This is a genomic window from Geomonas propionica (genome assembly GCF_016458235.1).
Lineage (GTDB): Bacteria > Desulfobacterota > Desulfuromonadia > Geobacterales > Geobacteraceae > Geomonas > Geomonas propionica.
Genome location: NZ_JAEMHK010000001.1, coordinates 539049 through 559933, shown reverse-complemented (window position 1 = coordinate 559933; position 20885 = coordinate 539049). Strand labels below are relative to the sequence as shown.

The window sequence follows — 20885 nt, the reverse complement described above, 5'->3', positions numbered from 1 at the left end:
TTGCTGGTTTACTTCTTTGCCTGTTGTCTCTTGGCATGCCCTTTCTTTTCCAATTCCTGCATCTTCTTGCTTCGTTCCATCTTGGCTTGCGCTACCTTCTTGGCATTCTGGATGCCCTTCCCTGTCTTTGGAGCCGTCCCATTTGCGGCCGGAGCTGCATTCGCGGCTACCGCCAACGAAAGGGACACTATCAGTCCCGCTATCATCGTCATTAATCGCCTCATAACCGTTTCCTCCTTTACGCCCTGTAGTTGTCACGTCACCGATTTTGATTACAGGTCTAGACCGACTAGGCCAAACCAATGCCAAAGTAATTACAGGGATCGTGCCACAAATCATAAAAAAAAATTTTCAGCCAATATTCGAATAGTTACAGATTGAGAAGGCGCAGTCGGGGTTAGAGACGGCTGTCGCGAGTTGGAAGCTCTTTATAAGGCGAAGTAAACGCAAAGCCGCTCTAATCATGGATTTGCGGGGGGCGTATACGTTTGGATACAAGTTGATATTTTTCACACCCCTTCACATTGCAGCGGATCGGTCTTGTGCCACGGACCATCGCGAGTGGCGCCGGGACGGTTCAGCGGTCCGTTTGACTTGTCCAGGAAATGTTGTATCTGAACAACTTGCGCCGGATCCGGCGTCGGATAACCGCTGGCTAACCACCCGAAAGGGGGAGGAAAGTGAGGAGGCACCGATGAGCTACATCACCGTGGGGAAGGAGAACTCTTGCAACATCGATCTGTACTATGAGGACCTAGGCGAAGGGCAGCCGGTGGTGCTGATCCACGGCTGGCCGCTCAGCGGCAGGTCATGGGAGAGGCAGGTTCCCGCCCTGCTGGAGGCAGGATATCGGGTGGTGACCTACGACCGACGCGGCTTCGGCCAGTCGAGCCGGCCTTCTACCGGCTACGACTACGACACGCTGGCGGCCGATCTGAACGCGCTTTTGAACGCCCTGGATTTGCGCGAGGCAGTACTGGTTGGCTTTTCTATGGGAGGCGGCGAGGTGGCGCGCTACCTGGGGCGCTACGGCTCCGAGCGCATCAAGAAGGCGGTGTTCATGGCGGCGGTGACACCGTTTCTGCTCAAGAGGCCGGATAACCCGGCGGGGTTGGATGGGGATGTCTTCCAGGGGATCCGGCAGGGAATCAGGAGCGACCGGCTCTCCTTTTTGACCAGCTTTCTCGGCAACTTCTACAACGTGCATGCGTTCGGCGGGAAAAAGGTGAGCGAAGAGGTGCTTAGGCTTAGCTGGAACATCGCGGCCACGGCGTCGCCGATCGCGACGCACTCCTGCGTGCACTCATGGCTGACCGATTTCCGGGAGGACCTGCTGAGCATCAAGATCCCGACCCTGGTCATCCATGGTGACGACGACCGGATCGTCCCCTTCGCCGCCTCCGGGAGCCGGACCCATGAAGCGGTCGAGGGGAGTCGTCTCATCGTCGTGGCCGGTGCGCCGCACGGCCTCAACTGGACCCACGCCGAGGAGGTCAACGACGGGTTGATCGATTTCCTGCAAGAAGCTCTTTAAGCCAAACCATTAACAGGGAGAACTTCTGAGGACTTCTGAGAAACCAAAGACAGGAGAAGGACGATTTTTTCGCACCCCTCTTTTGCCTTTCTCAGATTTTCTCAGATTTCCTCCCTGTGAAATGGTTTTCCGGGTTTTCAGCTTTTGAAGTCCCGGAACCGCTGCACCGCCTCGGGAATGACCTCCTCCTTGATGTTCCCGAAGGCGAGTCTCAGATACCCCTCCAGCCCCGGCCCGAATACCTCCCCGGGGAGAAGCAGCATCCCCGACTCCTCGACCAGCCGCTTCGCGACCTCCCGTCCCGTCCGCCCCGCACAGGGGTGCGCCACCCAACCAAAGAAGGGCCCGCTCGCCACCAGCCGGAACGGGTTGCCCGGTTTCGCCATCTCGGCCCGGAACACCTCGTGGCGCCGCTCCATCATGACCCGATTTTGCGCCACCCAGTCGGAAAGATGGTCCAAGCCGTACTGCACCGCGTGCTGGGTGACCCGGGGCTGGCAGACCGCCATGGTATCCTGCGCCTTCAAAGCATGCTCGATGAACTTGCTCGATGCGGCCAGCATCCCCGCCCGGTAACCGGTGAGCGCGAAGGTCTTGCCGAATGATGCGATGTGGACGAAGTAGTCCCCCCAGCAGGGATCCCGGAACAGGTCGTGGGGACGGACGCCGCCGGTGATGAAACTGTTGTAGGTCTCGTCCAGCACCAGCGCGACGTTGCGCCGCCGGGCCAACTGGTGGAGCTCGTTGATGGTCTCAGGCGGAATCACGGCGCCGGTAGGGTTACTGGGGGTAACCAGGAGGATGGCGCGCGTCTTGTCCGTGATCAGCCCGGCGATGGCCGCGACGTCTGGCAAGCCTCCGGTCGATTCGTCAAAGGGGGCGAACACGGCGCGGATTCCCAGGACTGCGAGCGCCATGGGGTGGTCGAAGTAGGCGGGCAGCTGCACGATGACCTCGTCGCCGGCGCGGCACAGGGTCACCATGGCGAGCCAGAGCGCCTGGCTGGCCCCGATGGTGAGGCAGATCTGGGAGGGGTCGATGCAGGCGTCATAGAGCCGGCGGTAGCCGCGGCAGACCGCCTCGCGCACCTCGGGGAGCCCCTCGTCGATGCTGTAACGCGAGGTGAGAGGGTCGCGCATCACCTGTTCCAGGTGGTCGACCAGTTCGGGCGGAGGCGGGTAATCCGGGATCGCCTGGCAGAGGTCAATCAGCGCGAGCTTCGGGTTGGCGGCCGCCAGCCATCCCTTCACCTCCGAGATCGGCGGTGGGTGGACCCTCTCTATCAGTTCCGAAACGGGAAACTTCATCCACTTCCCCCTCATGAGTATGGTGGCTCTGCCGCACGCCCCTTAATACAACGCTTCATAACTGCAGCACCTGGTGCACCAGTTCCGGCTTTAAAACCTAGAAATCAAAAACAAAAGCCACGCTTGCGGACCCAAGCGTGGCCAATGGTTTTGCCTTTTTGCTTATTAGTGTTCCTGCGGTGGCGCGGTGAGGTACTGCTCGAACTGCCGCTTGTCCTGGCAGCAGCGGTAGGCTTCCTCGGGCGACACCTTCTTGGTCTTTAAAAGATCCAGAATGTGCTGGTCCATGAGCTGCATGCCGTCCTTCCTTCCCGTCTGCATGATGGACGGGATCTGGAAGGTCTTGCCCTCGCGGATCAGGTTGCCGATGGCGGGGTTCCAGACCATGATCTCCTGGGCCGCCGCACGCCCCTTGCCGTCGGCGGTCTTCAGCAACTGCTGGCAGACCACCCCCTTGAGGGACTCCGACAAAATGGCGCGCACCTGCTCCTGGGCGTCCTTCGGGAAGACGTCGATGATGCGGTCCACGGTCTTGGCCGCCGAACTCGTGTGCAAGGTGCCGAAGACCAGGTGACCGGTCTCGGCGGCGCTCATGGCGAGGCCGATGGTCTCCAGGTCGCGCATCTCGCCGACCAGGATGACATCCGGGTCCTCCCTCAGGGCCGCCCTGAGCGCGCTGGCGAAACTCTCGGAGTGCTCGCCGATCTGGCGCTGGTTGAACAGCGACATCTTGTTCTCGTGGATGAACTCGAGCGGGTCCTCGAGGGTCAGGATATGCTCGCGCCGCGTGCTGTTGATCAGGTCGATCATGGCAGCCAGCGTGGTCGACTTGCCGCTCCCGGTGGGGCCGGTCACCAGCACCATCCCCTTCCTGAGCTTGGTCATGTTGCGGACCCCCTCGGGAAGCCCCAGGTCGTCGGCAGACAGGATCTTGCTGGGGATGATACGAAACACCGCCGCGATGCCGCGGTGCTGCATCATATAGTTGCCGCGGAAACGGGCCAGGCCGGGAACCGAGTAGGCGAAGTCAAGGTCGTGCTTCTCCTCGAAGTGCTCGCGCTGCTTGGGGGTCAGTATCTCGTACAGGATAGCCTTCAGTTCGTCGTGGGACAGAGTCTTGAAGTTCTGGCGCTCCATCTCACCGCGCAGCCGAAAAATAGGGGGCGACCCCGCGGACAGGTGCAAATCGGAAGCCCCGGCGTCGTGCAGCAGTTTGAACAGCGCATCAATCCTTGCCATGTCTTATCTCCGTCACAGAATTATTGAGGCGACGTACTCGCCCGGGGCGATCTCGCCCCGCTCCAGGAGTTCCGCTCCCTCTTCCACGATGCCGCGGAAGCCGTTCTCCCTGAGATAGCGCACCAGCTCATCGCTGTCCCGGATCATTTCCAACGCCTCCAGGAGATCCTTGTCGAACCGGATCACGTCCAGGAGGTATTTTTTGCCGCGGTAACCGGTCTGGTCGCAGGCGGGGCAGCCGGTCGGACGGAAATAGGCACGCTCGCCGGGTACCAGCCTGAGCGCCGCCAGTTCCTCGGGCGCCGGAGCGTAGCGCTCCTTGCAGTCCGGGCACAACAGCAGCACGCAGCGGCTGGAAACGATGCCCCTCACGTGGGTGGGAATCAGGTAGTTCTTCTGGATCAGGTAGATGAGCTGCTTCAGCACCTCCCCCTTGGTGGCATGGGACATCCCGGCCACCACCTGCTTGCCGCGCATGACCGCTTTGCTCGCCGCGATGAAGGTGGAAAGGTCGGTCACGTCCTCGACCACCAGGACGTCGGGGTCGTGGTCCATGGCCGCCGCGATGACCGCGGCGTTGTCCTCGCAACCGCAACGGGCGTGGCCAAGACGGGGGAAACGGCTCCTGCCGCGGCCGAGCCGCTCCCCGACCAGCAAAACGGTGCGGTCGGCATGGTCGCAGGAATCGAGAAACAGGTCGATGAGCCGGCTGCGCTCCTCGGTGGACCGCCCGGCGAAGATGACCAGCCCGTCCCTCGCGGTGGCAAGGATGGCCAGGTCGTCGTGCTGGCGCGGGGTGAGCCCGAGGTCTTCCATGGTGTTCAACTGGGGCGCGACGGTGTGCAGCCTTAGGGTCACGTAGTCGCCGCCGTCGCCGGTCATCAGAAGCGCCTGGAAGGGGATCTTCTTCCCCTGCCAAAGAAACTTCAGCACGCCGGTGGCCGCTCCCTCTCCGTCGACGGGGAGTCCCGACAGGCGCCGGACGCGCTCGGTCAGGCGGGCGTAGTGGGTGATGGCGATCCTCCCCATCTCGATGCTCTTGTGGCCGCTACGCGCCACGACGCGCACCTGGTCCCCCAGGGGCTGCAGGGCAACTCCCGCGAACTTCTGCTGCACCACGCGCAAGAGCAGGTGGTTCAGGAGCATGGCGCCGGTCAGGTCGGCGTTTATCGCGGCGAGAACGTTGGCGCTGAACTGTCCGGAGGTGAAACCGAGTTCGGGGTGGGAGACGTCCGGCCCGTAGAGGATCTCGTGCATCTCCCGGATCTCACGGATCAGGCCGACCGAGATGTTGATGTTGCAACCGGAGACGCGCGTGAGTTCCTCGACCGCCTCCTTGTTGAGGGGGTCGGCCATGGCCACCGAGAGCTCGCTGCCGGTGAGAACCACCGGGCAGAGGCTGTGGCGCCGGGCCAGTTGGGCCGGGACCTTATCCACGGCGGCAGGGTCGATGTTTTCCTTCTTGAGTCGTACGTAGGGGATGTTCAACTGGTTGGCGAGCGCCCAGTCGATGTCCTCCTGGGTGACCACTCCCATACGGACCAGCGCTTCGCCGACCCGGCATCCCGAAACCTTCTGCGCCTCGAGGGCGGCCCTCAACTCGTGCTCGGTGATGATCTGGGATTTGAAGAGTACCTCACCGATGGACCCTTCCTTGACAAGCCCGTTCATTGCATAACCTCCAGGATGCTGCAGTTGGCGGTGCCAGGGGGAAATGTACCCGAAAACAAACCAATTGACAATGGAGCAGACAGCTCGATGACTAGTCGACGATGGAGCAAAGCAGTCGGTTCAGTATTCGCAATGGAGCAGACAAATCGATTGACAATTGGCTAGGGACAATTGACAATGCCCGAGGCGGCAGGCCCAGCGTCAAGGCCGGGCTGCTAGAATGAAACCATTACCCCGGATGCGCTACCTCGACTTAAGCAGAACCTCAACGCAGATCCCTTCCCGCTTATCTGTCAGTCGCGTTGCAAGTAACTGCCATCATTACAGAACGAGACCACACGTTGTCAATTGCCAATTCTGAATTGTCAATTGAATAAGGAGTTTGCATGCAAAGAAAAGCCATCGCCCTGCTCTCGGGCGGACTCGATTCCACCCTCGCCGTCAAGGTGCTCCTGGAACAGGGGATCGCCGTGGAGGCACTCAACTTCACCTCCCCCTTCTGCACCTGCACCGGAAAGAACGCCGGCTGCAAGTCGGAGGCGGTGCGGGTGGCGGAGGAATTCAAGATCCCCATCAAGGTGATGCACAAGGGTGCCGACTACCTGGAGATCATCAGGAACCCCAAGCACGGCCACGGCAAGGGGATGAACCCCTGCATCGACTGCCGCATCTACCTGCTGAAAAAGGCCAAGGAGTACATGGAGGAATCGGGCGCCGACTTCGTGATCACCGGCGAGGTGCTGGGACAGCGCCCGATGAGCCAGCGCCGCGACACCCTGCGCATCATCGAGCGGGAGAGCGGCCTGGAAGGGCTCCTGTTGCGCCCCCTTTCCGCCAAACACTTCCAGCCCACCATTCCTGAGCAAGAGGGGTGGGTGGATCGCGAGAAGCTCCTCTCCATCTCGGGGCGCTCCCGCAAGGAGCAGTTCGAACTGGCCGAGGAACTGGACGTGAAGAACTATCCCTGCCCGGCCGGCGGCTGCCTGTTGACCGAGCTCTCCTTCGTCGGCAAGATTCGCGACGTCTTCGATCACTCGGACCAGTTGAACCTCAGGGACTTCCGGATGCTGAAGCTGGGCAGGCACTTCCGGATCGGCCGCCGCACCAAGGTGGTCATGGGGAGAAACGAGGCCGAGAACCAACTGTTGGAACGCGCCATCCAGGCCGGCGAGGCCGCCCTGCGTTGGAAGGACGGCATGAGCCCCCTGGCCGCGGTCATGGGCGAGAGCTCGCCCGAGCTTTTGGAGCAGGCCGCCCAGATCCTGTTGCGCTACACCAAGGCCGAGCCCGGCGCCGCGGCGACCATCGCCGTGACCTGTGACGGCGCCGAAACCGAATTCGACACCACCAACGCCCTGGACGAGGTCGCCGTCGAGGCCCTCAGGCTGTAGCCCCTTCCGGTTCGCCGCTTCCATCCCTCCCAGCCGGGGGGTGGAAGCGGTACATGTTCTTCCCTTCCTGCTTGGCGCGGTACATGGCGCCATCCGCCGCGCGCACCATCCCGTCCAGATCGTCCCCGCACTCCGGGTAGATGCAGACCCCGATGCTCACCCCGACGCCGGCCTCCTGCCCCTCCACCAGGAAGGGTTGGGCAAAGGCCTGAATGATCCTCCCCGCCACCACCGCCGCGTCCTGGGGCTCCGCCATCTTGGTCAGGATGATGGTGAACTCGTCCCCCCCCATGCGCGCCACCATGTCGCAGGCGCGCACGCAATCCTTCAGCCGCTGCCCCGCCTCCAAAAGCACGGCATCCCCGGCGGCGTGGCCGAAGCGGTCGTTGATCTCCTTGAAGCAGTCCAGGTCGAGGTACATGAGCGCCATCGGGTGCTGGTAGCGCTTCGCCTCGGAGAGCGCGTGCCTTAGCCGGTCGAAGAAGAGCACCCGGTTCGGCAGCGAGGTAAGCGAGTCGTAGTGGGCCAGGCTCTCCAGCCGCGCCTTGGCCAGCTTCCGCTCCGTGATGTCCCGGAAGATCACCTGCAGCGCCCGCTCGCCGCGGTACACGAAGGGTCCCACCCCCAGTTCCACCTCGATGCTGGTCCGGTCGTGGCGCAAGAGCCGCTCCTCGATCCAAGGCGCGCTGCTGTCCCCCTGCTCCGCGTAGGTCACCTGTTCCAGGAAAAGCTCCGCCGACTCCCGCTCGATAAACTCCAGCATCTCCCGTCCCAAGAGCTGGTCCGGGGCATGGCACCCGAGCAGTTCGCTGCCGGCGGGGTTTATAAATACGAAGCGGCGCCCCACCAGGATGGCGATGCCGTCCAGCGAGAGCTCCACCAGGCGCCGGAAGCGCTCCTCGCTCTCTCCGATCGCCTCCACCATGTTGGTGAGCCGCTCCTCGGTCTTGGCCTTGACCGTCACGTCCTGCAGGGTTTCGATGGCGGCCACCACGCGCCCCTCGCTGTCCCTGATCGGGGCGGCATCGAAGCAGAGGTAACGCTGCTTCCCCTTGAGCCGGTACCACCCCTCCGCGTGCAGCCCTTCCGGGATCAATTCCGAGTCGGCATAGCAGCCGTAGAGGTCGGCCATCTCCTGCAGCGTTCCGTCCACCACCACGTCGGCCAGCATCGGGCGCTTTTGCTCGTAGAAAGTGCGCCACACCTCCGTCCGCCCCACCTGGCTCCCGGCACCGACGCCGGTCAACTCCTCGAGCGCCTTGTTCCAGATGATGACCCGATGCTCGGCGTCGATGACAAAACAGGGGAGCGCGCTGTGCTGCAGAAGCTGCACCGCGAAACTCTTCTCGTGCTCCAGCCGCCCTCTCTGGCTGACCAGTTCCTGCATCATGGTATTGAACGCCTGCACCAACTCGCCGATCTCGTCCCGGCTTTGCAGCGGCAGCGGCTCGAAAGAGGTCCCCTCACCCAGGCTGCGCACCCGGGCGGCGAAGGTGAGCAAGGGGGCGGTCAGGCGCCCGACGAAGAGCCAGACGAAGACCAAGGCGACGGGAATGAGCGCGGCCAGGCTGTAGAGCACCAGGGTGCGGGCCCGGTAGATCGGCTCGTACGCCTCCGCCAGCGGACGCTCGGCTGCCAGGATCCACTTGGTCGACTGCAGCCTTTTAAAAGAGTAGATGCCGGCGACGCCGGAGGGGCCGACCATCTCGCCGCTTCCCTCGTAGCCGCCGATGACCCGGTCTAGGAGTTCCTGCTTGCCGTGAGGGGACAGCGGCAGCGGGATCCGATCCCGGTTCGGGTGCACGATCAGGCGTCGCTGGTCGTTGAACAGGAAGAAGTGTCCGCCATCACCGACCCGCAGCCGGCTCAGACGAGTCAGGAAGTTCTCCTCCGCGAGTTCCACCCTCCCCCCCAGGACGCCGATCAGGGTGCCGTCTGCGCCCAGGACAGGCGCGGTGAAGATGACCAGGAGGTTGCCCCGCGCCGAGATGAGCGGCTCGGAGATGTACGGCTTGCCGGAGCCGACCGTGTGGATGAAGTATTCGCGGCTGGAGAAGTCCTTGCCGAGGAAAAGGGTCTGCCCCGGGGCCGAGGCGAGCAGGATCCCCTTGGGGGAATAGAAGCCGGTGCCGTCGCTGAAGACCTGGTGCAAGTCGAGGCGGGAGTCGAGGAAGTGCTGCAGGCGCTCGGGGTCGGTCGCCATGGAGGAAGGGATGCTCATCGCCACCGCGACCAGTTCCCGCTGCGCCGAAGTAATGCGGTCGTCCATGTCGGCGGCCATGGCGGTGACCACCGAATACTGACGGCTGGCCATGCTGGCCTTGAACTCCTTGATGAAGAACATGAGGCCCAGTCCGGCGACACCCGTGCTCACGATCCCGATCAGGAGAAAGGCCACCAGCGCCAGTTTTATTTTCAGGCTGAACCTGACCATGGCTTTTTAATCGTTATGGGTGGCGTAGATGGTGGCGAAATCGGCGGCCGCAGCTTCGAAAGCCTCCAGCACCTGGGGAGCGAAATGGTGCGGCATGGTCCTGCCGTCCCCCTTGGTGATGATCTCCACGGTCCTTTCGTGGTCCAGCGCCGGCTTGTAAACCCGTTTGCTCCTCAAGGCGTCGTACTGGTCTACCAGCATGACGATGCGCCCTTCCATGGGGATCGCATCCCCCACCAGGCCGCGCGGATAGCCGGTGCCGTCCCAGCGTTCGTGGTGCGTGTTGGCGATGGATGCGGCCATCTGCAACACCAGGTGGCTGGACCCCTCCAGGATCTTGCCGCCGATGGAGGTGTGGCTCTTCATGATGCCGAACTCCTCGGGGGTGAGCGGGCCCGCCTTCAGGAGGATGGCATCCGGGATGCCGATCTTGCCGACGTCGTGCATCGGCGAGGACATGGCGATTCCCTCCACGAACTCGCGCGGCATTTCGAGTTGTTCGGCCAGGCGCTTGGCGTACAGCCCGATGCGGGCGATATGCTTACCGGTATCCTCGTCCCTCAATTCGGCCGCCGCCGTCAGCCTCTCAATCGTTTCGCGGCTCATGCTGCGCATCTGAACCAGCGCCTCCCCCAACTCCCGGGTCCGGTCCAGCACCTGGCGCTCGAGCTCCGCCTTGTAGTTCTTCTCCACCAGCAACAGTCTCTGGTAGTTGATCCCCTTTTCGACGGCGTAGATCAGGTAGGGGGTCTTGAAGGGCTTGATGATGAAGTCAAAGGCCCCCTTCTTGATCGCCGACACCGCCATTTCCAACTCGGCGTACGCAGTCATCAGGATCACCGGGATGTCACGGTCGTAGTCGTGGATCTGCTCCAAGAGTTCGATGCCCGACATCTGCGGCATGTTCACGTCAGTGAGGACAACGTCGGGAGGTGACTGACGCAAAAGCTCGAGCGCATCCCTGCCGTTTGAGCACGGGTGCACCTCGAACCCGCTCACAGAAAGGAGCAAGGCGACGCTTTCCAAGACATAAGGGTCGTCGTCTACGAGGATGACGCGGCCTGATATAGCTGTTTCCATGACACTTCTCCAGTAGCTTGGGACACTGATTGGTCTACTTCGTAATTTTCGGCAGATTTAATGGGAACTTGAGGAGGAGAATTCTAAGATAAGTTTAAGCGTGGTGGGGGAAAGGCTGTGAGGGGGCGACGGGGGTGATGATTTCCCCTCTCCCAGAGGGAGAGGGAGGGGCGGCAAAGGGTGTTGATCCGCTGCAATGACTTATCCTGCTACTGCTTGTCCTGCGCCGGGGCCGCATCCTTGGCGGGGGCGGCGTCTTCCTGCGGCTTCTCCGGTGCGGGTTCCGCGGCGGCGGGATGCTGCTCGGCCGGGGCGGCGCCGGGCTCGGCCTGCCCCTTGTCCGGCTCCGAGGTAAGCCCCTGCGGCACGGTCGCGCTGGTGTGGTTCGCCATGACCTCGACCTGCTTGATGCTCTCGTCGACCTTTTTCTGCATCCGGCCGATGTTGGGCGTCTCGGCCAACGCGGCCTGGTATTCGCCGGAGGAGAGCACACCTTTGTTCGCCAATAGCCTCAGGATCATGTTGGAGCGCTTGAGCACCTTGTCCAGGTTCTTGTACGGGTTGTAGGCGACGCGCGGCCCCGGGAGCATCGCCGCCAGGAAGGCGCACTCGCGCGGGGTGAGCGCGGCGGGTGACTTGCCGAAGTAGTAGCGCGCCCCGTGGCCGATGCCGTGCACCATGGGCCCCAGTTCGATCACGTTCAGGTAAAGCTCGATGATGCGTCCCTTGGTGATCTCCTGCTCCATCCGCTTGGCGAGATAGAGTTCTTTCGCCTTGCGCGTCAGGGTCTTCTCCCGGGACAGGAACAGGTTCTTGGCCACCTGTTGGGTGATGGTGGAGGCGCCGCGGGCGAAGCTCTGCTTCTCCAGGTCGTACTTGATCGCCTCCTTGATCGCCTTCACGTCGATCCCCTCGTGTTTGTAGAAGGAGGCATCCTCGGCGAGGATGACCGCCCATTTCATCTCGGAGGGGATCTGCGAGAGCGGGGTCCAGTAGCGGTTCTTGGGGCCGACCACCAGCGGATGGTAGTTCCCCTGCCAGTCCTTGACCTGGATGGTGATGTTCATCTTCTTGTCTTTGAGCACGGTGACCGGCGGGACGAAGAAGAGGGAGATGGCGACGTAGACCGCGTAGATGGCGCAGAGACCGGCGCCCCAGAGGAGGTACTTCTTCAATTTCATAACAGTTCCTTTACTAGCAGGGCATAAACGTACTTCGTCACTGTGGGCGCGCCATCTGCGCCGCCATAACCAGGGCGGCTTTCATGCTGGCGGGGCTCGCCTTGCCGGTGCCGGCCAGGTCGTAGGCGGTGCCGTGGTCGACCGAGGTGCGTATGATGGGGAGGCCGAGGGTGACGTTGACCCCGTCATCAAAGTGCAAAAGCTTGAGCGGGATCAGCCCCTGGTCGTGGTACATGCAGACCACGGCATCGTAGCTCCCCTGCACGGCGAAGTGGAACAGGGTGTCGGCGGAGAGCGGCCCCACCGCGTCGATCCCCTCTTCCCGTGCCGCTGCCACTGCCGGGGCGATGATGCGACTCTCCTCGTCGCCGAACATCCCCCCCTCGCCGCAGTGCGGGTTGAGCGCGAGTACGGCCAGTCGCGGCTTCTTGCAGAACCAGCGCGAAAGCGAGTCGTTGGTGATCCTGATGGTGGAGAGGACGCGATCGAAGGTGACCAGTTGCGGGACCTGGGCCAGCGCCTCGTGGATGGTAACCAGGGTGACGCGCAAGCGGTCGCCGGCGAGCATCATCACCACCTCGTGCCCGCCGGTCAGCTCCGCCAGGAGTTCGGTATGCCCCGGGAAGTGGTGCCCGGCGCTGTTCAGCGACTCCTTGTTGATGGGAGCGGTGGCCATGGCCGCGACCGTGCCGTCCATGCACAGTTCCGCCGCCGCGCAGATGTAGCGGTAGCAAGCGTCACCTCCGTCCGGGCTGGGACGGCCGTAGACCATCTGGTCGGGCTGGAGGGTGGAGAGTTCGCGCAGGTAGAGCGCTCCGGGAGCGGGTTCCGCGGGCGGAAGCAGGTCCGGGGCGGAGACGATGGTGAGGTTGGCACCGGCAACGGCAATGCCTCGCTCGATGGCGGCGCGGTCGCCCAGCACCAGCGGCCGGCAGAGCGCCGTGACGGCGGGGTCGGCCAGCGCCGCCGCGATGATCTCCGGCCCGATGCCGCTTGGGTCCCCCATGGTGACGGCGATAATCGGTTTTTCCAAGCCTGTTCTCCTTTACTCGCTACCTGACTGCTCACAAAGGAATAGGGGCCCGCGAGCCCCTATTCCGCTTGTCACCGAGGGGGACAGGCACCTGGCGGAGCCAGTCCCCTTGCGGCAAGTACGCCTACTTGCGCACGTTGAGCGGCAGGATCAATTTCTGCACCAGTCCGGTCTCCTTCTCGCGCCACTGCAGCCTCAGCTCCTTGGCGGTCGGGGCCTCGCCCGGGAAGAAGATGAAACCGTTGGAGAGGCTGTCGGCCGGGATGGGGCGCCCTTCCAGCCCCTTGCTCCTCAGGTCGTCGGAGATGCGGTTCTCGCGGTCGTTGGAGGTCCCCTCCTGGGTCCCGCCGATGATGGCGCCACCGGCGGCGCCGAGGGCGGCACCCTTACCCAGGGACCCCGCCACGCTCTTGCCGGAAACGATGCCGAGCGCGGCGCCGAGCACCGTACCGGCCGCGGCCCCGAGCAGCGCGCCCTTGCCGGCACCCTTACCGAAGAAGGAGCCGAACTGGGTCGAGCTCTCCAGCCGGTCGAAGGCCACTTTGTTGGCGACCATAGGCCAATAGTTGCCGGCCTCGTCCACCAGGAAGGTCTGCCCCGCCATCAGCTCCAATGTCTTGCCGCTCTTGTTGTCCATGACCAGCATGACCGGCAACAGCCCGGCGCCCTTGATGTCGAAACCGAAGGCCTGCTCCGCCGCATCCGAGGTCGCATACGCCTCGCCTCCCAATGAGACACCCGATTGCTCCAGGTGGTTCTGGTACGCCTCGGGCGGCCGGAAGGAAACGTACTGGCTCTTGTAGTGGGTGCATCCGGAGAACAGCATCATGGCGATCATGAAGACTGCTAGTTTTCTCATGGGGTAGCCTCCTTGATATTTTCATTAACAACACATGGCAACTATATACCGCTTTTCAGGCCCGCTCAAGCCCGGCGAAGCGCACCAGGAGCTTCTTCGGCCCACCCAGCGAGTTGAACCAGACGATTACCTTCTGGTTGTCCCCTTCCCCTTCGATCTTCCGGATGGTGCCCGGCCCGAACTGGGCGTGGCGCACCTTCATCCCGACCCAGATGCCGTCGTCCTCGTCGTCGGGGACCATGCGCACCTCGTTGTCCTCGAACTCCGGCTCGATCTCTTCCTCGAACAGGGAGGCGAGGTTATGGGAGGAGGAAGATGAGAAGTCGCGGGAGGGCTCGGGGCGCTGCCAAAGGTCGCCGCTGTCCAGGAGTTCCCTGGGGATGTCGGCGATGAAGCGGGCGGGAGCGTTCATCTGCTCCTGCCCGAAGATGTGGCGCCGGCGCACGTTCAAGAGGAACAGGCGCTTCTTGGCGCGGGTCATCCCCACGTAGCAGAGCCTTCTTTCCTCCTCCATCTGGTCCGGGTTTTCCAGCGCGCGCACGTGCGGGAACAGCTTCTCCTCCATGCCGATCATGAAGACCAGTTGGAATTCCAATCCCTTGGCCGAGTGCAGGGTCATCAGCGTGGCGGAAGACTTCTTGCCCTCACCTTCGTGCTCCAGGTCGGAGACCAGCGCCACCCGTTCCAGGAAGTCGGCAAGGCCGTGCTCGCCCGGCATGGTCTCGTAGCTCTGCATCGCAGTCACCAACTCCTGGAGGTTGTCGATGCGTTCCTGGGCGTCCTCAGTCCGCTGGGCCTTCAGTCGGGCATAGTAGCCGGAATCGTTGATGACGGCGGCGGTCAGTTCGGACAGCGGCAGCTTTTCGCTGAGGGTCTTGTATCCCTCCAGTTCATTAACGAAGGCGGCCACCTTGCCGCGTGCGGCGACCGGGAGCAGCGGCCCGTAGGCCCCCTCCAGCATGGCGTCGTAGAAAGGGAGTCCCTTTTCGTTAGCGAAGTCGGTGATCTTTTGCACCGTGGTGTTGCCGATGCCGCGCGGCGGGGTGTTGATGATCCGCTTCACCGCAACGTCGTCGGAAGGGTTATCCAGCACCTTCAGGTAGGCGAGGATGTCCTTCACCTCGAGCCGGGCGTAGAAGCGGACGCCGCCGACCATGTGGTGCGGGATCTGGGCGCCCACCAGCGCCTCCTCGATGACACGGGACTGGGCGTTGGTCCGGTAGAACACCGCCACCTCGGACAGATCGCCACCTTCGGCCAGGAAGCGCTCGACCTCCCGGCAGACGGTGCGCCCCTCCTCCCACTCGTTGGGAAGGGTGCGGTACACGATGCGTTCGCCCTCGGGGTTGTCGGTCCAGAGACGCTTGGGCTTTCTCCCCTTGTTCTTCTGCACCACGTGCCAGGCGCCGTCCAGGATGGTCCTGGTGGAGCGGTAGTTCTGCTCCAGTTTCACCACCTTGACCCCCGGGAAATCCTTTTCGAATTCCAGGATGTTGCGGATGTCCGCCCCGCGCCAGCCGTAGATGGACTGGTCGTCGTCGCCGACCACGCAGAGGTTGTGGCGGGCGCCGGCCAGCAGTTGCACCAGGCGGTACTGCACCGGGTTGGTGTCCTGATACTCGTCCACCATGATCCAGCGCCAGCGCTGCAGGTACTTGTCCAGCACCTCCTTGTGCTCCTCGAAGAGCTGCACGGTCAACAGGAGCAGGTCGCCGAAGTCGACCGCGTTGCAGCGCTTGAGGCGCTCCTGGTAGCAGCGGTAGACCCGGGCCAGGGTGGCCTGGTAGGGGGAGTCGGCGGGGACGTCGAAGGGGCTCATCCCCTGGTTCTTGAACTCGTCGATGGCGCTCCCGAGCATCTTCACCGGGTAGCGTTTCTCATCCAGGTTCATCTCGGAGGCGCAGTCCTTCAAGAGGCGCTCGCAGTCCTTGTCGTCATAAATGGCGAAGTTGGAATCGTAGCCGAGGCTCTTGATGTCGCTTCTGAGGATGCGGGCGCAGGTGGAATGGAAGGTAGAGACCAGGGGAATTTCCCCCTCCCCCAGCATGTGCTGGATGCGCTCGCGCATCTCTCCGGCGGCCTTGTTGGTGAAGGTGACGGCCAGGATCTGCCAGGGGGGGACGCCGCGCTCGTGGATCAGGTAGCCGATGCGGTGCACGATGACGCGGGTCTTGCCGGAGCCGGCGCCGGCCAGGACCAGGAGCGGTCCCTCGCCGTGCTGCACGGCCTCCTGCTGGGGAGGGTTCAGATTGTGGAGCAGTTTCATGATTTTCCTTAGGGCCTGCCGGGGCTTAGGTGCCTCGGAGTGCCGAGCGCCTATTTATATCATTTAGCCCCAGCGAGGTCAAAAGGGAATCTGCCTCACAACTTTTCCAAAGCGTGGGCCAGTGCGGAGCGCAGTGGCTTGGAGAGGAGGGCAAACTTGACGCCGATCCCCTTGGGACGGGTCTTGCCGCTTGCGTCGCTCCAAACAACCCGGCAGGCCGTGTCGACCACGGTACCGCCTGGCAGGGTGAAGGAGAGCTGCAGCACGTTGCCGGCTTGCACCTGGGCATCGGTAGCCACGTAGGCACCCTCGACGCCGAGATCGAAAAGGGAGCAGGGGACGGAGGCGCCGTTAAGCAGCATGGTGGCCGGCATTGCGCAGGGGAGCCGTTTTTCGCGACGGTCGATGCCGGGGATGAACTCGCGGGCGATCTCCAGGAAGCGGTCCCGGCCCGCAGGTTTGCTGAGGAAATAATTGCAGCCGGCGGCGAAGCTGTCTTCGCGATCCTTCTCAACGATGCTGGAGGAGATCAGGACCACCGGCGTGTCCGCGTGCTTGGGATTGGAGCGGATGGCTTTGCAGCAACTGGCGCCGTCCATGTTGGGCATCTGCAGGTCCATGAAAACCAGGGCCGGTTTGTGGTGCTGCAGCGCTTCCAGCGCCTCGACGCCATCGCGCGCCGTCACCACCTTCACGTCGGTATGCTTGAAAAAATCCTTCTCGATCTCCAGAAACATCTGCAGGTCGTCTACGAGCAAAATGGTCGGCTGCAAGAGTCCTCCCTCAAGAACCTTTCGATTCTTTGAATATGCAATTTCTGGCATCAAAATACCGGTAGCCAGCTCTCAAGTCAAGGTCACAGGTGTACCCCTTTTCGGCAGATGTGAACCTAAACTAAAATGGGCCGCCATCAATTGATGTGCGGCCCATACGGTAGACCTTTGAAGATCGGTGTCCGTTCTTCCCCCCCGTGGCGGGAGAGGCAGGGGGTGGGGGAAGATGACATGGAAGGGTGCAGACCCGTTACTACCCTTTGCCCCGCAGTGAAAGCAGGCGCTGTTTGATGACGTGCACCTCCCGGAGTGCCTCCGGACTCAGCCGGTCCGGGGGGAGGTTTTCGCGGTCCGCGCGGCGCACCCCCTCGCAGAAGCTGATGGCTCCCAACAGGCGCTCGGCCGGGACCGCCTCCTCGATCAGGCGGCGGTCTTCCGCGTCACGTACCTTGCTCCCGACCACGAACACCTCCTCGATGCCGACGTCACCCGCGAGCCGCATGATCTGCTGGGCCGTCTGCAGGCTGCGCTGCCCCGGCTCCACCACGACCACCAGGGCGTCCACCGATTCAGCGGTGCGGCGCCCGAGGTGCTCGAGCCCCGCCTCCATGTCCATGACGACCACCTCGTTGCACTCTAAAAGCAGGTGCCCCATCAGGCGCTTGACCAGGGTGCTCTCCGGGCAGGCACAGCCGCTCCCCCCCTGTTCCAGGGTTCCCATCCAGAGGAAGCGGACCCCGTCGTGCTCCAGGCAGAACTTCTCCGGCAGGTCGTTCACCTTCGGGTTCAGCTTGAAGAAGGAGCCGTAGCCGCCGCTCGCGCCGGTGCGCTCCTCGGCGAGTTCCTTCATGCGCGCCACCGGCTGGAGTTCCGCCGCGCGCTCCGCCGGAATGCCGAGCGCTGACGCGAAATTGGCGTCCGGGTCGGCGTCCACGGCGAGCACCCTGGCGCCGTCGTCGGCGAAGGCGCGGCAGAGGAGGCTCGCGAAAGTGGTCTTGCCCACGCCCCCCTTGCCGGTGACCGCGATCTTCAGCCCAGGCCCGCGCTGGGGGACGGCGTGAAGATGGGTGTGATGGTGATCATGGTCGTGGTGGTGGTCATGATCGTGATCGTGATGATGCGCGTGGTTGTGATGGTCGCACATAATTCCTGCTCCTTGTCTTAACTCCCCCTCCCTTGACGGGAGGGGGAATCTATGTCTAAATCCCCAGCCCCTTCCTGCGCTCCTCGATCACCTCCAGGAGCTTGTCCGCGGCGAGGTTCGGGTCGAGCTCCACCAGGAAGTAGCCACCCAAGAGATCCTTGGCGGTCTGAGTCAGCAATTCGGTCACCTTGGCCGAACCGGTCACCTGGGGCATGGTGCCCAGGTGGGTCGGGATGCCCAGCGCGACACTCCAGGTGCCGATGGCGACCGCCTTCTCCGACATCGCCTCGGGCGCGGAGGCCACCAACGGCAACTGGTCGAGATCGACGCCGAGCTTGTCGGCGACGGCCACCGCCACCTGGACGGCGCGGCTGTTGTCCACGCAGGAACCCATGTGCAGCACCAGGGGGAGCGGCCCGTTCAGACCGGCCGAGGTGCCGATGGCGGTCATGACCGCCTTGAGCGAATCGCCCGCGTACTCCAGCGTCGCCTCCTGGGTCATCAGACCGTGCTTGGCGAAGGAGCCGGCGCCGCAGCCGGTCGCGAGCATGAGCACGTTGTTGGCGGCGAGCTTCTTGGCCATGGTGACGAAGCTGCTGTCTTGGGCAACCTGGGTCGAGTTGCAGCCGGCGAAGAGGGCGATGCCGCGGATGTTGCCGTTGGCGATGTTCTCGATGAGCGGCTGGAGCGGATCTTCGGCGTTGAGGGTCGCCAGCGCGGCCACCACGGACTCCACGCCGAAACCGACGATGGCGGTCTGCTTGAAGTCAGGGATGTTGACCCGACGCGGGTCGCGCCGCTTGTAAGCCTCGATGGCGGTGGCGACGATGCGGCGCGCGCTCTCCAGGGCGGTCTCTTCCTTGAAGTCCACGTGCGTCGCGCCCGGGATCTTGTTCTCGGCCATAGTGGTGATCACGGCGGTGTGGAAGCAGGCGCCTATCTCGCTCACCGAGGGCATGATGCACTGCACGTCGACCACCATGGCGTCGACCGCGCCGGTGACCAATGCCAGTTCCTGCGAGAGGTAGTTCGCGGCCAGCGGGATGCCGTGGCGCACCATGACCTCGTTGCCGGTGCAGCAGATGCCGACGATGTTGATGCCGGCCGGTGCGCCGGCCTTCCTGGCCTCCTCGTCCATCTGCCCGGCGACCTCGCAGACCACTTCGCTCAGGAGCGGGTTATGGCCGTGCACCGCGATGTTGACCGCGTCCGGCTTGATGACGCCGAGATTGGCTGCGGTGATCACCGGGCTCGGGGTCCCGAAGAGGGCGTCGGAGAGTTCGGTGGCGAGGCACATGCCGTTGAAGTCGGCCAGCGCCCCCTTGATGCCACCCAGGATCAGGTTGACCGGGTCGGCGTCGCACCCGACCAGGGTGCGCCCCATGATCTGGGTGATGACGGCGTCGATGTTGTGCGGCAGGACGTGCAGGGCCTGCAGGCGCTCCAGGCGTTTCTTGGTAAGGGTGGCCTCAATCCAGTTACAGGGGGCGTCGTGATCCTGATTCTGAAAGTCCTCCAAGGTCGCCTTGGCCACCGCGGCGGCGATGGCCGGGATGTCCTGCCCCTCCGTGCAGATGTCCAGCTTCGCCGCGACCGCGCGCAGCTTGGCCTCGTCGCGGATCTGGTAGGCGGGGAGCCTCCCTTCGGCCACGCCCTGCAGGGCAAGCGCTACGTGACGGCCGTGCTCGGAGTGCCCGGCGGCCCCGGCCGCGATCATGCGGATCACGTTCCTGGCCACGATGGTGTCAGCGTCGGCGCCGCAGATGCCGCGCTGGGGGCCGTCGCCGAACGGGTCGACGCGGCAGGGCCCTTTCCAACAGATGCGGCAGCAGACGCCCAACTGGCCGAAGCCGCACTGGGGCTGCATGGCGCGGTGACGGTCCCAAACGGTGGAGATGCCTTCTTTTTTGGCGATGGGCAACAGGGTCGCCGCGGACGGATCGGTGCTGAGCTTCATGGTCATATCCTTGCCTTCCTTGATTTGAGATGTTGGAGCGATTGGGCCAGCTCGGCGGCCCGCGCCTCAATAAGGGTCTGACGGTACTCTTCCAGGTCCACCAGGGTGAGCGCCTTGGTCGGGCAGGCCTCGACGCAGGCGGGGATGTCGCGGCCGGTGCTGGCGCAGAGGTCGCACTTGCGCGCGATGCCGCCGTTGGTGCGGCAGTTATCGTGATCGGCCCCCTCGCGCTTCACGCTGATGGCGCCGAAGGGGCAGACCATGACGCAGACCTTGCACCCGACGCAGTTCTTCTCGCGCACCCCGACCTGCCCGCTCTCCTGCAGCATTGCGCCGGTGGGGCAGGCCGCGGCGCAGGGGGCGTCCTCGCACTGGCGGCATTGTACCGGCATCATCACGCCGCCTGCCGCCACCACGCGGTTCCTCGGCCTCAGGGTCAGCCCCGCGAGCGCCGCCTGGTGCAGCCCGGTCCCGGAATGGGCCACGGCACAGGCCATCTCGCAGCCGTGACAGCCGAGACAGCGCTCCGGGTCGGCAAATACGATGGCATTTTCACGTTGTCGCTTCATTGTGGTCTCCTTTGCATGTCCAGATTACTCATCGTCTTCCATCCACCCGTCCACGTCCACGTCCCCCCTCTTGGGGGAGGAGCGTTGCTAAAGGGATTTCATGGTTGCTTCCAGGCTCTCCAGATACAGTTCCCGCCCGCCAACCAACTCGACGTCCCCTCCCCCGCAAGCAGGGCAGCTAAAGTTGAAATTCACGATCCTAAAACTCTCCCCGCAGCCTCGGCAGCGCCCGGTGAGCGGCACCTCCACTATCTCCAGTTGCGCCCCTTGGGCCACGGTCCCCTCCGCCACCACCTCGAAGCAGGCCGCCAGCGTCATCGGCTCCACCGCCGCCAACTCCCCCACCTTGAGGCGCACCCTGGAGATGGACTTGATCCCCTGTGCCGCCACCTGCTCGTTGATGATCTCGAAAAGCCCCGTGACCAGGGTGATCTCGTGCATGGCGCC

The 20885-nt window shown here is 63.5% G+C and carries 17 protein-coding genes; 2 read left to right on the top strand and 15 right to left on the bottom strand.

The window, feature by feature from the left end:
• Positions 1-8 precede the first annotated feature (8 nt).
• Positions 9-212, bottom strand: a complete 204-nt coding sequence (locus tag JFN90_RS02535) for a hypothetical protein (RefSeq protein WP_236018807.1) — start codon at positions 210-212, stop codon at positions 9-11.
• A gap of 482 nt (positions 213-694) precedes the next feature.
• Between JFN90_RS02535 and JFN90_RS02530 the strand changes: the two genes are divergently transcribed.
• Positions 695-1534 carry an alpha/beta fold hydrolase gene (locus JFN90_RS02530; protein ID WP_199393519.1) on the top strand — a complete coding sequence of 280 codons (840 nt, stop codon included), beginning with the start codon at positions 695-697 and terminating at the stop codon, positions 1532-1534.
• 137 nt (positions 1535-1671) lie between these two features.
• On the opposite strand, the gene JFN90_RS02525 is transcribed toward JFN90_RS02530, so the two are convergent.
• The 3 genes from JFN90_RS02525 to JFN90_RS02515 form a co-directional block, all read right to left on the bottom strand.
• Positions 1672-2841 (bottom strand): aminotransferase, encoded by a 1170-nt coding sequence (locus tag JFN90_RS02525; protein WP_199393518.1) that lies wholly within the window; start codon positions 2839-2841, stop codon positions 1672-1674.
• 165 nt (positions 2842-3006) lie between these two features.
• A complete protein-coding gene (locus JFN90_RS02520) occupies positions 3007-4080 on the bottom strand; it encodes a type IV pilus twitching motility protein PilT (protein ID WP_199393517.1) in 1074 nt (357 codons plus the stop codon).
• Between the two features lie 12 nt (positions 4081-4092).
• Positions 4093-5751 carry an ATPase, T2SS/T4P/T4SS family gene (locus JFN90_RS02515; protein WP_199393516.1) on the bottom strand — a complete coding sequence of 553 codons (1659 nt, stop codon included), beginning with the start codon at positions 5749-5751 and terminating at the stop codon, positions 4093-4095.
• Between the two features lie 386 nt (positions 5752-6137).
• Between JFN90_RS02515 and JFN90_RS02510 the strand changes: the two genes are divergently transcribed.
• Positions 6138-7142, top strand: coding sequence for a hypothetical protein (locus JFN90_RS02510; RefSeq protein ID WP_199393515.1), 1005 nt, complete (start codon positions 6138-6140; stop codon positions 7140-7142).
• Here JFN90_RS02510 and JFN90_RS02505 read toward each other — a convergent pair.
• The 11 genes from JFN90_RS02505 to hypA form a co-directional block, all read right to left on the bottom strand.
• Positions 7132-9576, bottom strand: a complete 2445-nt coding sequence (locus JFN90_RS02505) for a sensor domain-containing diguanylate cyclase (protein WP_199393514.1) — start codon at positions 9574-9576, stop codon at positions 7132-7134. The genes JFN90_RS02510 and JFN90_RS02505 overlap by 11 nt on opposite strands.
• A 6-nt stretch (positions 9577-9582) precedes the next feature.
• On the bottom strand, positions 9583-10656 hold the full coding sequence (locus JFN90_RS02500) for a response regulator (RefSeq protein ID WP_199393513.1): 1074 nt from the start codon (positions 10654-10656) through the stop codon (positions 9583-9585).
• A gap of 209 nt (positions 10657-10865) precedes the next feature.
• Entirely contained in the window at positions 10866-11837 is a 972-nt protein-coding gene (locus JFN90_RS02495; protein ID WP_199393512.1) for a transglycosylase domain-containing protein, read from the bottom strand.
• A gap of 37 nt (positions 11838-11874) precedes the next feature.
• On the bottom strand, positions 11875-12843 hold the full coding sequence (gene pdxA, locus JFN90_RS02490) for a 4-hydroxythreonine-4-phosphate dehydrogenase PdxA (RefSeq protein WP_199393551.1): 969 nt from the start codon (positions 12841-12843) through the stop codon (positions 11875-11877).
• 151 nt (positions 12844-12994) lie between these two features.
• Positions 12995-13729: a glycine zipper family protein gene (locus JFN90_RS02485; protein ID WP_199393511.1), complete on the bottom strand. Its 735-nt coding sequence runs from the start codon at positions 13727-13729 to the stop codon at positions 12995-12997.
• A 55-nt stretch (positions 13730-13784) separates the two neighbouring features.
• Positions 13785-15995: an ATP-dependent helicase gene (locus JFN90_RS02480; protein WP_199393510.1), complete on the bottom strand. Its 2211-nt coding sequence runs from the start codon at positions 15993-15995 to the stop codon at positions 13785-13787.
• A 95-nt stretch (positions 15996-16090) separates the two neighbouring features.
• Positions 16091-16768 (bottom strand): response regulator, encoded by a 678-nt coding sequence (locus JFN90_RS02475; RefSeq protein ID WP_199393509.1) that lies wholly within the window; start codon positions 16766-16768, stop codon positions 16091-16093.
• 253 nt (positions 16769-17021) lie between these two features.
• Positions 17022-17912 carry an ATP-binding protein gene (locus JFN90_RS02470; RefSeq protein ID WP_236018806.1) on the bottom strand — a complete coding sequence of 297 codons (891 nt, stop codon included), beginning with the start codon at positions 17910-17912 and terminating at the stop codon, positions 17022-17024.
• A gap of 55 nt (positions 17913-17967) precedes the next feature.
• Complete coding sequence (gene cooS / locus JFN90_RS02465) at positions 17968-19875, bottom strand: anaerobic carbon-monoxide dehydrogenase catalytic subunit (protein ID WP_199393508.1); 1908 nt, start codon at positions 19873-19875, stop codon at positions 17968-17970.
• Entirely contained in the window at positions 19872-20438 is a 567-nt protein-coding gene (locus JFN90_RS02460; protein ID WP_199393507.1) for a 4Fe-4S dicluster domain-containing protein, read from the bottom strand. Before JFN90_RS02460 ends, cooS begins: the two co-directional genes overlap by 4 nt.
• 87 nt (positions 20439-20525) lie before the next feature.
• Positions 20526-20879: a hydrogenase maturation nickel metallochaperone HypA gene (gene hypA, locus JFN90_RS02455; protein ID WP_199393506.1), complete on the bottom strand. Its 354-nt coding sequence runs from the start codon at positions 20877-20879 to the stop codon at positions 20526-20528.
• Between the last annotated feature and the right edge of the window lie 6 nt (positions 20880-20885).

Bases quoted from the DNA above. Each gene is read 5' to 3' on its own strand.
- JFN90_RS02470 (WP_236018806.1), bottom strand. From the start codon at position 17,912: ATGTGCGACCATCACAACCACGCGCATCATCACGATCACGATCATGAC.
- JFN90_RS02535 (WP_236018807.1), bottom strand. From the start codon at position 212: ATGACGATGATAGCGGGACTGATAGTGTCCCTTTCGTTGGCGGTAGCC.
- JFN90_RS02520 (WP_199393517.1), bottom strand. From the start codon at position 4,080: ATGGCAAGGATTGATGCGCTGTTCAAACTGCTGCACGACGCCGGGGCT.
- JFN90_RS02495 (WP_199393512.1), bottom strand. From the start codon at position 11,837: ATGAAATTGAAGAAGTACCTCCTCTGGGGCGCCGGTCTCTGCGCCATC.
- cooS (WP_199393508.1), bottom strand. From the start codon at position 19,875: ATGACCATGAAGCTCAGCACCGATCCGTCCGCGGCGACCCTGTTGCCC.
- hypA (WP_199393506.1), bottom strand. From the start codon at position 20,879: ATGCACGAGATCACCCTGGTCACGGGGCTTTTCGAGATCATCAACGAG.
- JFN90_RS02480 (WP_199393510.1), bottom strand. From the start codon at position 15,995: ATGAAACTGCTCCACAATCTGAACCCTCCCCAGCAGGAGGCCGTGCAG.
- JFN90_RS02500 (WP_199393513.1), bottom strand. From the start codon at position 10,656: ATGGAAACAGCTATATCAGGCCGCGTCATCCTCGTAGACGACGACCCT.
- JFN90_RS02505 (WP_199393514.1), bottom strand. From the start codon at position 9,576: ATGGTCAGGTTCAGCCTGAAAATAAAACTGGCGCTGGTGGCCTTTCTC.
- pdxA (WP_199393551.1), bottom strand. From the start codon at position 12,843: ATGGGGGACCCAAGCGGCATCGGGCCGGAGATCATCGCGGCGGCGCTG.
- JFN90_RS02525 (WP_199393518.1), bottom strand. From the start codon at position 2,841: ATGAAGTTTCCCGTTTCGGAACTGATAGAGAGGGTCCACCCACCGCCG.
- JFN90_RS02460 (WP_199393507.1), bottom strand. From the start codon at position 20,438: ATGAAGCGACAACGTGAAAATGCCATCGTATTTGCCGACCCGGAGCGC.
- JFN90_RS02510 (WP_199393515.1), top strand. From the start codon at position 6,138: ATGCAAAGAAAAGCCATCGCCCTGCTCTCGGGCGGACTCGATTCCACC.
- JFN90_RS02485 (WP_199393511.1), bottom strand. From the start codon at position 13,729: ATGAGAAAACTAGCAGTCTTCATGATCGCCATGATGCTGTTCTCCGGA.
- JFN90_RS02530 (WP_199393519.1), top strand. From the start codon at position 695: ATGAGCTACATCACCGTGGGGAAGGAGAACTCTTGCAACATCGATCTG.
- JFN90_RS02515 (WP_199393516.1), bottom strand. From the start codon at position 5,751: ATGAACGGGCTTGTCAAGGAAGGGTCCATCGGTGAGGTACTCTTCAAA.